Origin of the sequence: Solidesulfovibrio sp. C21 (assembly GCF_047785625.1) — a bacterium.
Classification (GTDB): domain Bacteria; phylum Desulfobacterota; class Desulfovibrionia; order Desulfovibrionales; family Desulfovibrionaceae; genus Solidesulfovibrio.
Window position 1 is genome coordinate 22,389 of sequence record NZ_JBLODY010000041.1, and the last position, 13,630, is coordinate 36,018.

Consider the following 13,630-nt stretch of genomic DNA (forward strand, 5'->3'; position numbering starts at 1 on the left):
GCGTCAGCGGTCATAGACAAAAGGCGACCCCAAGGCGGCCAAGGTCGGTTGGCGGGCGTCCTTTTCGGACAATATAGGCTCGGCCACCGGCCAGTCGATGCCGAGGTCCGGGTCGTTCCAGGCAATGCCGGCATCGTCGGCCGGAGCATAGGGCGCGTCGACCTTGTACATGAACTCCGCGTTCTCGGTCAGGGTCACGTAGCCGTGGGCAAACCCACGCGGCACCATCAGCCGCATGAAGTTTTCCTCGGTCAACTCGATGCCGTACCATTTCTTGTAGGTCGGCGAGCCCACGCGCAAATCCACGACCACGTCGAGCACCGCCCCGCGCACCACCCAGACGAGCTTGGCCTGGGTCGAGGGCGGACGCTGGAAATGCAGTCCCCGCAGCACGCCCTTGGGACCCGAGCGGGCATGGTTGTCCTGGACGAAGTCGTAATCGAGGCCGGCCGCGGCAAAGGCGGCGCAGCTGTAGGTTTCAAGAAAAAATCCCCGGTTGTCGCCAAACACCTTGGGTTTGATCGTGACAAGCCCGGGGATGCCGGTTTGTGACACCTCCACGCGGAACCTCCCATGGATGAACGGTTTTCTGCTTGAAAACGTGGATGCCGCAGTCCCTACCCCATTTCAAGGGTGCGGACAACCGCGAAGGGAGGCGACCGCAGCCGTATTGCCGGCCTTGTAGGAGCTGCGCACGAGGGGGGCGCACACCATTTCCGCGATGCCGCAATCGCGGCCCAGAGCGGCCAGGGCATCGAATTCGTCCGGCGGCACGTAGCGGACCACCGGCAGGTTGCGCCGCGACGGCCGCAGGTACTGCCCCACCGTGACCACCCGGCAGCCGGCCCGCGAAAGATCGGCAAACACCGTCGCCAATTCCTCGCGGGTCTCGCCAAGCCCCACCATGAGCCCGCTTTTGACGACCGCCGCGCCGGAAGCCGCCGCCCGGGCCAACACGCCAAGGCTTCCGGCATAATCGGCCCGGGCCCGGGCGATCGGATAGAGGCGCGGCACGGTCTCCACATTGTGGTTAAAGACGTCGGGCCGGGCCGTAAGCACGATATCCAGGGCCTCCGGGTCGCCGCCGAAATCCGGGGTGAGCACCTCGACGGTGGTATCGGGGCAGGCCTGGCGCAGGGCGGCGATGGTCGCGGCGAAATGGGCCGCGCCGCCGTCCGGCAGGTCGTCGCGGGTGACGGAGGTGACCACGGCGTGGGTCAGCCCCAGTTCGGCCACGGCCGCGGCCAGGCGCGCGGGCTCGTCCGGGTCCACGGGATCGGGCCTGCCGGCGGTGATGTTACAAAAGGCGCAGCCACGCGTGCACACGCCGCCGAGAATCAAAAAGGTGGCCGTGCCCCGGGAAAAGCACTCGAAGATATTGGGACAGCGCGCCCCCCGGCAGACCGTGCGCAGTCCGCCGGCGGCCACGGTATGGGCTGTCGCGCCGAAGGCGGCGTCTTTCGGCAGTTTGACCCGCAGCCAGGAGGGCAGGCGGCCGGCCGGGACGGGCTGACCCTCGCTGTGATCCCCTTCGCTCATGCCTTCCTGCCCCTTTTCCCGGCCCCGGGATGTTTGCCCCCCCCGGCCTGGCGATCCGGGCCGGAGCCGCGCGCGGTCCTCGGGCGCGGCTTGGCCGGCTTGCCCGACCGTTCCCGCTTCGCCGACGAGGCCGCCGCGTTCCCGGAGTCGGGACGGGGCGGCCGGCGCGACGGCTTTGCCCCGGTCCGTTCCGTCTTTCCCCTGTCCGGCACGGAGGCCGGCGCGGATCCGGGTCGCGCCTCGAGGATCACCCGGGGTGCGCCGGATTTGGCGTCGCGGGGGGCGTCGGGGGGAATGTCGCGGAGGAGCAGGTCGCCCGGACGCGGGGCGCGGCCGTCCGGTGCGACCACCACGGCCAGCCCCTTGTCCGTGCAGCCGTAGGCGGCCGTTCCGGGCGCGTCGTCCAGGGAGAAGGGACCGGAGACAACGCGGATGGCGGGCTGCGCATAGACCGGCGACGCGGCCCGGGCGGCGAGAAAGGACAGGCTCAGGCGCTGCTTGCCAAGCTCCGCCCGCTCGGAAAGCTTGGTGAGCCAGGCCGGCGCGCCGGCAAGGGACATGGTGAAATGGCACCAGGCCCGCACTTTGCTTGCGGAAAAGGGGCAGACCTCGCCGTGGGGACAGGGGGCGTCAAGCCCCAGTCCCATCTCGACAAGCGCCGTGCGCATGGCGGCCAGACAGCGCCAGCCCAGGCGCGTGCCCGGCTCGACCACCAGGGCAATCCCGCCCGGGGCCAGGGAATCGGCCAACTGGGCGGCAAGCCGTTCCATGCGGATATCGAGGGGTTCCCGACCCGAGTCGGCCAGTTCGTTGGCCACGTTGACCATGGCGGTGAGCTGCGCCCCCTCGGCAAGGCCCTGCCAGTATTCGCCGCGCACGGTCCGAATACGCCAGGGCGCGTCCGGTGCCGACGGATCGAAGCCGGCGAGCCCGGAGAAAAGCGTCAGCCCAAGGTCCAAGGCGCGCCGGGAGCGGTCCACGCAGGTAAAGCGCAGCCGCTTGCGGCGCAGATCGGGGCGCGACAGCCAAAGGGCCTGGACAAAGGTCAGCGGGCCGGAACCCACGTCGCACACCAGCCCGCCGTCGGGGATATCGAGGTCGAGCCCCGGCAGCAGCCTTGAAAGGCGCAGCAGGTTCCAGGGCAGAAAATACCAGGCATAGGCAGCCAAGGTGCGCGGATCGCTCAGATAGCCGGGCTTGGGGCCGCCCTCGCGCTCGGCGGTCAGCGACAGCGACAGGTCGCGAATGCGCCACGGCAATTCGCGCTCCCGGCCCGGAGTCATCCCAAGAGCCCGGCGCAGCAGGGTGGCATAGCCGGCCAGGGTTGTGGTCGCCTCGGGAAGCAAGGGACGGAAAAGGTGCCGTGGGGGCACGGTCGCGGGTGCGGCATCAGGGGACATAGGTAAAAACCATCCTGCGGATAAAGGCGTCGGAAGCGTCGGAAGCTCCGGGGCTTGCGTCGACAAGGGGCACGATCGTGGTCACGGCGGGCAGCGCCTCGGCCGTAGTCCGGCTTTCCGGCTCGGTCAGGAAAAGCGTCGCCCCGGCCAGGGACAGGTTGCCGGCCACCTGGACCCGGCCGGCCAGGCCCGGCGGGAAAAAGCCGAGCGTTTCCAGGTCGTCCGGCGCGACCTTGACCCCGAACGCCCCGGCCAGATGCACGCCGGCCAGATCGGCCGTGCTCAGCCCGGCCGCGCGTAGAAGCGAGGCCACGGCCAGATTGCAGGCCGCCTTGACCTTGAGCAACTCTTCCACATCCGAGGCGAACAGGCGATAGCCAGCCGTCTCGAACACGGGTTCGCCGTGGTCGGTTGCGACCATCCGGCGCAGCCGCGCGCCAAGCGGGGTCGGCGCAGGGGTTTGGGCGAAACGGCCGTCGGTGTCAAGCACGCCCTGCTCCGCGAGCAGCGCGGCCAGGGCCAGATAGCCCGGCCCGGCGATGCCGCTGGTGGTTGCCGGCGCATCGCTCCCCGGGAACAGCACCGGCGTGAGGCCGGCCGGCGTCAACTCGAAGGAGACGGCAACGCCCGGCCCGGCCAGCGCCCCCTGGCTTAAGCCCACGCCTTCGAGCGCCGGCCCCAACGGGGCGCTGGCGGCCAGAAACCGGTCCGGGGCGAGCCCCAGGATCATCTCGGCGTTGGTGCCGAGGTCGGCCAGCAAAAAGGGATAGGCGGGCTTTTGCCGCAAGAGCGCGGTCAGCCCGGCGCTCAAATCCGCGCCGACGAACGGGCCCAAAAGCGGCGGGATGTAGGCGGGCGGCAGGCCCCGGCCAAGGGGCACGGCCTCTCCCGCCCGCCAGATGAGGCCGTAGGGGGCATGGGCCAGGCCGGAAAGTTCCTTGCCGCACAGGATGGACACCATGGCCGAGTTGCCGGCCACGCACAGCCCGGCCAGCCGATCCCCGGCCAGGGCCGCCTTTTGGGCGATGACGTCAAGGACCAGATCGCGCAGATACGCCCCGCCGCCGGGTTCCAGGGCGAAGGCCAGTCGGGAGACGACCTCCCCCCCGACCCCGAGTTGGGGATTGACGCCGCGCCCTTCGGCCGCAACGCTCCCGTCGGCCAGGCCCACCAACCGCCAAGCCAGGCCGGTGGTGCCGATATCGACCGCCAGGCCAAGGGGATTGTCGCCGTCAAGGCTTCCGGTGACGGCGGCCGGATCGTAGGCCGGCGCGGGTCCGGTCGCGGCCAGGGCCAGCCGTTCGCCGCCCTGGGCCGGTCGCAGACAGGCCAGCCGCCAGCCATCGGCCAGGGCGGCGTCGCCGAGACGGCGTATCTCGGACGGCAGGGGCTGTGGCGGCGGCGAGAGGTAGCGCACCCGGCACCGGCCACAGCGTCCCAACCCGGCGCAAAGCGGCGCGCCGACGAAGTATCCGGCCCGAAAAAGGGAACGGGCCATGACCTCGCCGGCAACGACGGAAACCGGGCGCTCGCCCTCGGTGGTTGCAACTGTAAAATATTTTTTCATTTCAAATAATTATACCTCGCGTCCGGCAAACGGACAAGGTTTACCCAACAACGATTTTGGTTTCAATTTATTAAATTGTCAAAATGACCTTGACGAAAAAAAACGACTCTTTTAGAAAGCATCTAACCTTTCGTAGAGAATCTGGCGAATCGAGAGCACGTCCCGCGTGGTGTCACGCGAATCGGACGAAGTGATAAGAATGTGCTCCCGCGGCGCGAAAGGTTGTCGTGAACACAGCGAAAAGCTGCCCCGGCCAGAAACTCCAGCAAGGAGGAACGGTTTTGACCGACGCGCACGCACACGTCAGACACAAACTCAAACCGGTCATCTTCGTAGCCCTGCTCGCCCTATTGGCTGCCGGCTGCTCTTCGAAACAGAAAACCTATTCGTATCAATTCGAAGGGTATCAGGGTTTTAACGCCAGAAATGACTTTATCACCCACGATGCGGCACCCGAAGAACGCCTCAAGGCCGACGCCGAACACAATCTGCTCTCAGGCAACCTTTTCGACCAGGGCTCCACGCCCAAGGTCGCGTCCGGCCCCGAACAACTCCTGAGCGAAAATCTTTTCGATCTGGCTGCCGTGCAGCGCAAGGGCAGCGTCTACGCACGCATGCTGCGCACCGCCAACACCCAGATCGGCACTCCCTACCGCTCCGGAGGCTGTGATCCCAACAGCGGCTTCGACTGCTCGGGCTTTACCACCTGGGTTTTCAACCGCTACGGCATCCATCTGCCCCGCTCTTCGCGCGAACAGTACCATGTCGGCAAGATGGTGGCCAAAAACAGGCTGCGCAAGGGCGATCTGGTCTTTTTTCGCTCCAAGCGCGGCATCAGCCACGTCGGCATCTATCTTGAAAACGGCAAGTTCATCCACAGCGCCAGCCACGGCAAGACCGTGACCATAAGCAACCTCGAAGAAGATTACTGGAGAACGCATTATGCCGGAGGCCGCCGGGTCTTCTAGGCCCTTGGGCGTCCCGAATTTCCTCCTTGCCAGACAAGCGGGTTTCCCACGAACGGGGAGCCCGCTTTTTGTTCTCCCGGCAAGGCGGGGACCCGGGGTCGTCGCCGGGACCTTTTTTCTGGCCGTCTTGTTTCTGGCCCTGCTCCTTCCCGCCCAGGCCGCCCAGAAAAAAAAGCCCCGCCCCGCGCCCTCGAACTTCGGCGTCATCGAGGCAGGCGAAGCCTCCGCTCCGGCCCTGCGCCAAGAGCTTGCCCGCATCGCCGGCGACTACGCCGCCACGGTCACGGCCAAGACCTTGGCCCGCGTCAGCCGCTCTCCGCGCCACCACCGCGTGGATATGCTCCGCGCCCCAAGCAGCCAGTACCGCGACAACATCCGCCTCGACGCCATGAACCGGCTTCGGGCTGCCGGGGCCGACCTTTCCGCCAGCCAGTTCTTCCTCTATGCCGACCGCAATCCGGCGGCCCAGCTGGCCTTTCTGGCCTTTTACGATGCCGGGGCGGGAAAAGTGCTGCTCCTTGGCGTGGATTTTATCTCCACGGGCAAACTGCGCGCCCATGAGGATTCCTTCATCACGCCGGTCGGCGTATTCGAAAATACCACCGAAAACTGGAGCTACCGTGCCCAGGGCACGAAAAACAACAAGGGATGGCGGGGCCTTGGAGCCCGAGGCAGCCGAGTGTGGGATTTCGGCTTCCAGCAGGCCCCCCGCAAATTCCGCCAGGGCATCTACGACAGCCAGATGCGGCTTCTTATGCACGCGACCGACCCGGACCAGGGCGAACCGCGTCTGGGCGGCACGGACTCCAAGGGCTGCGTGCGGATTTCCGCCGCTTCCAACGCCTTTCTGGACGGCCATGCGATCCTGGACCGGCATTACGAGGCCCTGGCCGCAAGCGAGCCCGACAAGGATATGTGGCAGTTGCGGGCCGACCGCACGCCCGTGGCCAACCCCGGCAGCTACCTCGTGGTCGGCGATTCCTCGAATTACAGCGCCTCGCGCTGACCGCCCGGCAGGACGTCCCCGGGCTCGGGCAAAATTGCCTTCATTCCGCTCTCCATAAGCAGCCGCCCTGAAGAAAAGGATCGTGCGCGGCCCCTCCTCGCCCAGGCCGACAAACGTCACCCGCATCCCCGACTCCTCTCTTGCGAAAAGGCCGCATTTCCGCCAAGTTCCCGACTTGGCTACCCCTTTTTCCCGCCACGCATAACCATGACCACGAAAGGAGCTTCCATGCAGCGGCGCGTCACCCAGATCGAAAGCATCCGGGTCCTGGCCATGGCCGGCATCTTCTTTTACCACCTCTGGACCGTACTGCCCGACGCCGGCGCGCAAAACCCCTTCGGCCCCATCCTCGGCGACTTCCTGAGCCAGGGCTACCTCGGCGTCGTGGTCTTCAACGCCATCACCGGTTTCGTCCTCACCCTGCCCCACGCCGATCCCGGCGGCAAGCCGCCCATGCGCTATCGCGACTTCTTCCTGCGCCGCTTCGGCCGCATCGTGCCCCAATACTACCTGTCCCTGGCCCTTTGGAGCCTCGTCGCCCTGGTCGCCGGGACCATGCCCTTCGCCGCCCTGGCCGCCTGCGTGGGCGAAAAAATCATCTTCGCCCAGACCTTCGACCCGGCCCGTTTCTTCTGCCTGGAACCCGCCCTGTGGTGGATGGGGCTGCTGGCCCAATTCTACCTGACCTACCCCTTGCTGCTGCGCCTTTTCCGCAAGCTCGGCGCCAAACGCGCCCTCATCGCCTGCCTGGCCTTCGGCTGGGGCCTGTGGCTGCTGCTGTCGCTTCTGGCCAAAATAAGCGGCACCGCCGCCCTGCTCGACTACATGCTCTACTTCAACCTGCCCTACCGCCTGCCGGAATTCGCCCTGGGCATGGCTTTCGCCCTGGCCTGGAAGCCCCGGGCCGCGCTCCTCGCCGGTGACGACCCCACCGGCGTCCCCGCCTCCTGGCGCATGGGATTCGCCGCCCTGGCCTACTTCTGCCTGCCCCTGGCCATTCTCTTCAAAACCGCCCTGCCCATGCCCCTGGCCCATATCCTCCTCGTCGCCGCCTGCATCGGCGTGGCCGGCTCGCTCTTCGCCTGGCCCGCCATGGCCCGACTCGGCGCCAAGCCCCGCATCGCCGCCGCGGCCGCCGCCTCCTACAGCTTCTACCTGCTCCACCAGCCCATCCTCGGCTACGGCGCGGATTTCCTGCGTCCCCACCTGCGCCCCTTCATCGCCCTGTGCCTGCTCGCCGCCATAAGCCTACCCCTGGCCGTCATCCTGGCCCGCTACCAGGACAAGCTCGTGGCCGCCTTCGAAGCACGCGGACGCAGGAGCTAAGCTCCTCGTGCCGCCGGGCCGATTGCGGCAACAAACATACGGCACTCCGCCTTTCCCCAACGCATCCACCACCCACCATCCCAACCCGGTAAAAGGAGGTCCGGGGGACCTCAAGTCCCCCGGCGGTGGGGTCCAGGGGAGGCAGAGCCTCCCCTGGCCGCCGGAGGCCGCATGCCGCCTAAAATTCAGGGCCGAGTTCGGTCAACGTGACAAGGGTGACGTGGGGATCGCGTTCCTTGGCCCAGAGGAGCAAGGCTTCGTAGGTTTCGTTGTAGGGGTGGCCGATGGCGATGGCATGGCCGTGTTTGAGGGCGTGGCGTTCGGCGGTTTTGAGTTGGCCGAGGATGGTGCGGATATTACGGACGTTGTCGAGAAAGACGGCCCGCCGGTAATAGTGCACGCCGGCTTTGCGGGCGGCGGCGGCGGCGGCGCTGGTGGGCGAGGTGACGGAGTCCATGAAAAAGAGGCCATGGGCCTTGAGCACCGGCATGACGGCGTCCATACCGGCCTGATCGCTGGTGAAGGCGGAGCCCATATGGTTGTTGATGCCGACGATATGCGGCAGTTGGGCGATGTTTTCGGACACGGTGGCCTGGATGCGCCGGGTATCCATGTCAGTGAAAAGCGCTCCCGGCCCGGGATTGACCCGGGGGTAGGAGATCGGCTGCATGGGCTGGTGCAGGATGGTTTCGTTGCCGTGGGCGGTGATCTCGGCCGCCAGAGTGCGGGTGTGCGGTCGATCGGGCAGGATGGCCAGGGTCACGGGGAACGGCAGTTCCATGATTTTTCTGGCCATGACCGGATTGTCGCCGATGTCGTCGATGACCACCACCATGCGCGGACCCTTGGTGGTTTCCTCGGGCGTCGCGGGAGATTGCGCCGCGGGCCCGGCGGCCGGAGGCGACAGGGGCGTTGCCGGTGCGGCCGGAGCGGCCGGTTCGACCTTGGCCCGCATCTGCGAACCGTCGGGAGTCGCATCCGTACCGGGCAGATGTTCCTCGAAAGGCAACGCTGCCGGGCGGGCGGCATGGGCCACGGCCTGCTCCCGGACGGGCTTGGACGGTTGGCGCTGCGTTACGGCGGCGGTGGCGGGCTGGCGGACGTGTCCGCCCTTGGCTGTCCGGGCGGCATGGTCCGCCGGCAGTGGCGGGAACGGCCCGAAAAGCAGCATGGCCAGCACGCCCAGGGACACGGCCAGGACCAGCCCGGCAATGACCGCGAGATAAGGTCGGCCGGGGAGAACGACTTTTCGTTTCCCCCCGGCCTTGGAGCGTGCCGGAGCTTTCCCCGGCCCCTTGGCGGGTTTCATGGAAGCCGATTTCTGCTTGCGCGTGCTAGGGCGTGTAGGTCTTGATCGGGAAATACTTCACCAATTCCAAAGCGAGTTTGAGCTGATTGTCCCGGGCAAGTTGCTCGAGCAGCTTCTGCTTGGGATCGTCGGAGGCACCGGCCTTTTTCTTGCGCTTGTTTTCCAGGTGCCGGGACAGGTCGCGCTCCCGGAACTGGTGGTTGGCGGCCAGCCTGTCGCCGTCCGAGCCATTGTCCTGGAGCGGCACCATGAAGTCGGGTTCGATGCCCTCCGCCTGGATGGAACGGCCGTTGGGCGTGTAGTACAAGGCCGTGGTCAGCTTGATGCCCGAGCCGTCGGAAAGCGGGATGACGGTCTGCACCGAGCCCTTGCCGAAGGTCTTTTCACCAACGAGCAAGCCCCGTTTGTGGTCCTTGAGCGCACCGGCCACGATTTCCGAGGCCGAGGCGGAGCCGGCGTTGATGAGCACCACTAGCGGCGAGGTCTGATCGGCGCCGTCGCCCTTGGCGCTAAACACCTTTTCCTGGTCCGCGTTCTTGCCCTTGATGGACACGATCTGGCCCGAGGGTAAAAAGACGTCCGCGACGTTGACGGCCTGTTCCAGCAGTCCGCCGGGGTTGTTGCGCAGGTCGAGGATGACGCCTTTGAGCTGCTTACCGCCCTTTTTATAATCGACCAGAGCCTGATTGAGCTCGGTGGTGGTGTTTTCGTTGAAGCGGCTGAGACGGATATAGAGATAGCCGGGCTCCACCTCATTGCTCTTCACGCTGATGATCGGGATGGTGTCGCGCACCACACTGACCGTGAAGGGCTTTTGCTGGTCCTTGTGGATGACGGTCAGGGACACGGGCTTGCCCTTGGGGCCGCGGATTTTTTGCACCGCGTCGATCAAGGTCATGTCCTGGGTCGGCTGTCCGTCGATCTCCAGGATCACATCACCGGCCTTGAGGCCGGCTTTTTCGGCCGGAGTGTCGTCGATGGGCGAGATGACGGTCAGCCGGCCGTTCTCCATGCTGATTTCGATGCCGATGCCGCCGAATTCACCCGAAGTGCTGACCTGCATCTCCTTGAATTCTTCCTTGGACAGGAAGCTGGAGTGCGGATCGAGCTGCTGGAGCATGCCGACGATAGCACCGTCGATGAGTTCGTTCCGGGTGACGGGCTTGACGTAATGGTTCTCCACCAGGTCCATGACCTGGCTGAAGCGCTTGAGCGGGGCAAAGCGGTCTTCGTCGTTCTTGGCGGCCAGGGCAACGGAGCCAACGGCCAGGCAGACGATCAGGGAACAGGACACCTTGGTCAAAAGACGCATACCTTCCTCCACGGAACATGACAGGCCGCGCCCCTAATTTCCCGCGCAGCCGTTTCCCTCGCTCTCGTCCGAAAAGCCCCTATCGCCTCACGGCGAGCCACTCCGCCGGATTAAGAGCTTTTTCACGAAAACGCAATTCGAAATAGACGCCTGTTTTGCGAATGGGGCCGCAATATCCCGCCTGCCCGAGAACCGTCCCCTGGGCAAGCATGTCCCCCTCGGCCGCATCGAGACGCTCCAGACAGGCGTAGATCGTGTGGCGACGCCCGCCATGGGACAAAATAAGCACCCGGCCAAGGCCCATGAGCGCTCCGATAAAAACGACCCGGCCAGCGGCGGCGGCTTTGACGGACGTGCCTTCGGGCACGGCCAACACCAGCCCCTGGCGCGGCGGATTCTCCGCCGGAGCGAAGGCGGCGGCCACCCGGCCGGTCGCCGGCCAGGAAAGTCCCCCATCCGGCGGCGCGAACACGTCCGGGACGTCCTCGGGGTTCTCCGACAGCGCATCAACCGGGGCAAGGCTCTTGGCCCGCGCCGACGGCGATGCAACGGACGTCTTCGGCGGCGCAAGGAGTTCCGGCGGCAAAAAAGCCGGGGCCGCCGCCGCGCCGTACAGTCCCGCATCCCGGAAAAGCGTCCGCATCCATACATAGAGCCGGTCCGCCTCGGCCCAATCCCCGCCGGCACCGGGTTCCCCGGTCAAAACGGCCACCCGGCCGGGCCACAGCGCGGTCAAGAGCGCGGCCTGACGCCTGTGGGCCGCCTCCCGGACCGCATCGGCCCGGGCGCCGGAGGGCCGGACGGCATGGGACCGGGCCGGCTCCCGGGCCACGGCCCATCCGGTTGTCGTCAAAAAGATGACGACGGCAACCAGAAGTGTCCACCGCCTCATGGCAGAAACGCTCCCAGCGGGCAAGTGTCGCAGCGCGGCGCGCGCGGCCGGCACCAGCCGTTGCCCACGCGCACGAGCAGGGCGTGGAATTCATTGTACAAGGCCGTGTCCTCGGGCAGGGCGTCCATGAACAGCTCCCGCAATTCCTCGTATCCTGCGTCTTCCGGGGCCAGGGCGTGCCGGTTGCAGATGCGCGCCGTGTAGGCGTCGACAACGAAGCTCGGCAGCGAAAGGCCGTAGAGCAGAATGCTGTCCGCCGTCTCCGGCCCCACGCCCTTGACCATGAGCAACCGCTCCCGGGCCGCATCGAGCCCGTCAGCGGCCAGGGTCGTAATGTCGCCGCCAAGTTCCTGCACGATAAGTGCCAGAAGGTTTCGCAGCCGGGCCGCCTTGACCCGGAAATAGCCCGCCGGCTTGATCAGCTCCGCCAGCTCGTCCGCCGGCAGGGCGTAGAGCGCCTCGGCCGAAAACCGGCCCGCGGCCTTCAGATTGTCGATGGCGCGTACCACGTTGGCCCAGTTGGTGTTCTGGGTCAAAATCGCCCCCACCGCCATCTCGAAGGCCGAATCCGCCGGCCACCAGCCGCTTGGACCAAGGGCGTCAAGCATGGCCCGGTGCATGGCCAAAAAAAGTTCCCGCCGCTTCATACCGCAACCCGGCCCGTTCCCATGCGCACGCTTCGCCCTCCCGTCAAGGCCGCAACCTCCCTTCTCGCCGCCTGCCCCCCCGAGCCGCAGTCGGCGGCTTTGCAAACGCCATAACCCTCGTGTAAGCCATCAGCCCGAATGTCGTAACGCCGCCAGCCGGCCTGGAGGATGCCATGTCTGCCGCCATGGTCTACATCACCGCCCCGTCGCCCGAGGCCGCCGAAGCCATCGGACGCGCCCTGGTCACCGAGCGCCTTGCCGCCTGCGCCAACATCCTGCCGGGCATGCGCTCGATCTACCGCTGGAAGGGCGCTATCGAGACCGCCGAGGAAACCGTGCTCATCGCCAAAACCCGCCTGGAGCTGGCCGACAGGCTCACCGCCCGGGTCAAGGAACTGCACGACTACGAGGTCCCCTGCGCGGTGGTGGTGCCCATTGTCTCCGGGCTGCCGGAATTTCTGCGCTGGATCGACGACGAAACCGCCCCAATCGCATAAAGGAGAACCCCGCCCATGCGCATCCTCGTCTCGGGCTCCCTGGCCTATGACCGCATCATGAGCTTTCCCGGCAGCTTCGCCGACCATATCCTGCCCGACAAAATCCATATTCTCAACGTTTGCTTCCTGGTCGACGGGCTGGAGGAAAAATTCGGCGGCACGGCCGGCAACATCGCCTATTGCCTGAAGCTCCTCGGCGAGGACCCGACCATCGTGGCCGCCGCCGGCAAGGACTTCGCCGCCTACGAAGCCTGGCTGCGCCACTGCGGCCTCTCCCTGCAAGGCATCCGCCGCATCGGCAGCGAGTTCACCGCCGGGGCCTACATCACCACCGACCGCTCCGACAACCAGATCACCGGCTTCAACCCCGGCGCCATGAAACACGGTGCCCAGTATCCCGTGGCCGAGTGCGACCCGGCCGACACCATCGCCATCGCCGCCCCCGGCAACCTGGACGATATGCAGGAATATCCCCGCATCTGCAAAGCCAAGGGCATCCCCGTCATCGTCGACCCCGGCCAGAACATCACCGCCCTGTCCGGGGAACAACTCACCGAGATGCTCACCGGCGCCGACTACCTTGTCAGCAACGACTACGAGCTGCAACTGATCGAAAATACCACCAAACTCACCCTGGCCGAAATCGTCGGCCGGGCCAAGACCGTCATCACCACCCTCGGCGAAAACGGCTCCGCCATCCGCCAGGGCGCGCAGGAAGACCACATCGCCCCTTGCCCCGTCGCTGATGTCCAGGACCCGACCGGCGCGGGCGACGCCTTCCGGGCCGGGTTCATCAAAGGCCTGTGCCTGGGCAAATCCCCGGTCGACGCTGCAAAAATCGGATCGGTTTCCGCAGCCTACGCCGTGGAAAAACACGGCACCCAGGAACACCATTTCACCTGGGACGCCTTCCGCGCCCGCTACGCCGCGACATTCGGCGAACTGGCGTAGCGGAGAGTAGCGGAGCCGCCCATAGGCCGGGGCTCTGCCCCGGACCCCGGCAGGGGCGCTGCCCCTGCACCCCACCGGGAGGCCACGGGCCCCCCGGACCCCCCGATTCGGCTTTGGCCGGGCGGAGGTTTCGCGGGTTGCCGGGAGGGCGGAGAGTGGAAGATGGGGGCGGCATTTGCCCGGGACGATGCATGTCGCTTCGCGACAAGCGCGTCC

The 13,630-nt window shown here is 66.5% G+C and carries 13 protein-coding genes; 5 read left to right on the forward strand and 8 right to left on the reverse strand.

The features are described 5' to 3' along the window. Positions 1–3: 3 nt before the first annotated feature. From rfbC to ACMZ6R_RS12980, 4 genes are all read right to left on the reverse strand, one after another. Positions 4–561: a dTDP-4-dehydrorhamnose 3,5-epimerase gene (gene rfbC, locus ACMZ6R_RS12965; RefSeq protein ID WP_416112082.1), complete on the reverse strand. Its 558-nt coding sequence runs from the start codon at positions 559–561 to the stop codon at positions 4–6. Positions 562–627: 66 nt separating this feature from the next. Next, a complete protein-coding gene (gene lipA / locus ACMZ6R_RS12970) occupies positions 628–1,539 on the reverse strand; it encodes a lipoyl synthase (protein WP_416112084.1) in 912 nt (303 codons plus the stop codon). After that, positions 1,536–2,939: a small ribosomal subunit Rsm22 family protein gene (locus tag ACMZ6R_RS12975; protein WP_416112086.1), complete on the reverse strand. Its 1,404-nt coding sequence runs from the start codon at positions 2,937–2,939 to the stop codon at positions 1,536–1,538. Before ACMZ6R_RS12975 ends, lipA begins: the two co-directional genes overlap by 4 nt. Next, the gene (locus tag ACMZ6R_RS12980) at positions 2,929–4,437 is read right to left on the reverse strand and encodes an ASKHA domain-containing protein (RefSeq protein WP_416112088.1); all 1,509 of its coding nucleotides are present in this window, start codon (positions 4,435–4,437) and stop codon (positions 2,929–2,931) included. Before ACMZ6R_RS12980 ends, ACMZ6R_RS12975 begins: the two co-directional genes overlap by 11 nt. A gap of 350 nt (positions 4,438–4,787) precedes the next feature. Between ACMZ6R_RS12980 and ACMZ6R_RS12985 the strand changes: the two genes are divergently transcribed. From ACMZ6R_RS12985 to ACMZ6R_RS12995, 3 genes are all read left to right on the forward strand, one after another. Next, positions 4,788–5,474: a C40 family peptidase gene (locus ACMZ6R_RS12985; protein ID WP_416112090.1), complete on the forward strand. Its 687-nt coding sequence runs from the start codon at positions 4,788–4,790 to the stop codon at positions 5,472–5,474. A gap of 127 nt (positions 5,475–5,601) precedes the next feature. Then, positions 5,602–6,480 carry a hypothetical protein gene (locus ACMZ6R_RS12990; protein ID WP_416112092.1) on the forward strand — a complete coding sequence of 293 codons (879 nt, stop codon included), beginning with the start codon at positions 5,602–5,604 and terminating at the stop codon, positions 6,478–6,480. A 228-nt stretch (positions 6,481–6,708) separates the two neighbouring features. Beyond that, positions 6,709–7,806, forward strand: coding sequence for an acyltransferase family protein (locus ACMZ6R_RS12995; protein WP_416112094.1), 1,098 nt, complete (start codon positions 6,709–6,711; stop codon positions 7,804–7,806). Positions 7,807–7,984: 178 nt separating this feature from the next. On the opposite strand, the gene ACMZ6R_RS13000 is transcribed toward ACMZ6R_RS12995, so the two are convergent. The 4 genes from ACMZ6R_RS13000 to ACMZ6R_RS13015 all read right to left on the reverse strand — a co-directional run bounded on the left by ACMZ6R_RS13000 (position 7,985) and on the right by ACMZ6R_RS13015 (position 11,966). Further along, on the reverse strand, positions 7,985–9,115 hold the full coding sequence (locus tag ACMZ6R_RS13000) for a divergent polysaccharide deacetylase family protein (RefSeq protein WP_416112096.1): 1,131 nt from the start codon (positions 9,113–9,115) through the stop codon (positions 7,985–7,987). 25 nt (positions 9,116–9,140) lie between these two features. Beyond that, entirely contained in the window at positions 9,141–10,427 is a 1,287-nt protein-coding gene (locus tag ACMZ6R_RS13005; protein WP_416112098.1) for a S41 family peptidase, read from the reverse strand. Positions 10,428–10,506: 79 nt separating this feature from the next. After that, positions 10,507–11,319, reverse strand: a complete 813-nt coding sequence (locus tag ACMZ6R_RS13010; RefSeq protein ID WP_416112100.1) for a murein hydrolase activator EnvC family protein — start codon at positions 11,317–11,319, stop codon at positions 10,507–10,509. Further along, a complete protein-coding gene (locus tag ACMZ6R_RS13015; RefSeq protein ID WP_416112102.1) occupies positions 11,316–11,966 on the reverse strand; it encodes an endonuclease III domain-containing protein in 651 nt (216 codons plus the stop codon). Before ACMZ6R_RS13015 ends, ACMZ6R_RS13010 begins: the two co-directional genes overlap by 4 nt. A gap of 173 nt (positions 11,967–12,139) precedes the next feature. Here ACMZ6R_RS13015 and cutA point away from each other — a divergent pair, with 173 nt between their 5' ends. Further along, positions 12,140–12,463 (forward strand): divalent-cation tolerance protein CutA, encoded by a 324-nt coding sequence (gene cutA / locus ACMZ6R_RS13020; protein ID WP_416112104.1) that lies wholly within the window; start codon positions 12,140–12,142, stop codon positions 12,461–12,463. A 15-nt stretch (positions 12,464–12,478) separates the two neighbouring features. Next, on the forward strand, positions 12,479–13,414 hold the full coding sequence (locus tag ACMZ6R_RS13025) for a carbohydrate kinase family protein (RefSeq protein ID WP_416112106.1): 936 nt from the start codon (positions 12,479–12,481) through the stop codon (positions 13,412–13,414). The last annotated feature ends 216 nt before the right edge of the window (positions 13,415–13,630 follow it).

Excerpts from the sequence above, each read along its gene's own strand:
- ACMZ6R_RS13005 (WP_416112098.1), bottom strand. The coding sequence starts at position 10,427 with ATGCGTCTTTTGACCAAGGTGTCCTGTTCCCTGATCGTCTGCCTGGCC.
- ACMZ6R_RS12975 (WP_416112086.1), bottom strand. The coding sequence starts at position 2,939 with ATGTCCCCTGATGCCGCACCCGCGACCGTGCCCCCACGGCACCTTTTC.
- ACMZ6R_RS13025 (WP_416112106.1), top strand. The coding sequence starts at position 12,479 with ATGCGCATCCTCGTCTCGGGCTCCCTGGCCTATGACCGCATCATGAGC.
- ACMZ6R_RS12995 (WP_416112094.1), top strand. The coding sequence starts at position 6,709 with ATGCAGCGGCGCGTCACCCAGATCGAAAGCATCCGGGTCCTGGCCATG.
- ACMZ6R_RS13000 (WP_416112096.1), bottom strand. The coding sequence starts at position 9,115 with ATGAAACCCGCCAAGGGGCCGGGGAAAGCTCCGGCACGCTCCAAGGCC.
- ACMZ6R_RS13015 (WP_416112102.1), bottom strand. The coding sequence starts at position 11,966 with ATGAAGCGGCGGGAACTTTTTTTGGCCATGCACCGGGCCATGCTTGAC.
- lipA (WP_416112084.1), bottom strand. The coding sequence starts at position 1,539 with ATGAGCGAAGGGGATCACAGCGAGGGTCAGCCCGTCCCGGCCGGCCGC.
- cutA (WP_416112104.1), top strand. The coding sequence starts at position 12,140 with ATGTCTGCCGCCATGGTCTACATCACCGCCCCGTCGCCCGAGGCCGCC.
- ACMZ6R_RS13010 (WP_416112100.1), bottom strand. The coding sequence starts at position 11,319 with ATGAGGCGGTGGACACTTCTGGTTGCCGTCGTCATCTTTTTGACGACA.
- ACMZ6R_RS12980 (WP_416112088.1), bottom strand. The coding sequence starts at position 4,437 with ATGGCCCGTTCCCTTTTTCGGGCCGGATACTTCGTCGGCGCGCCGCTT.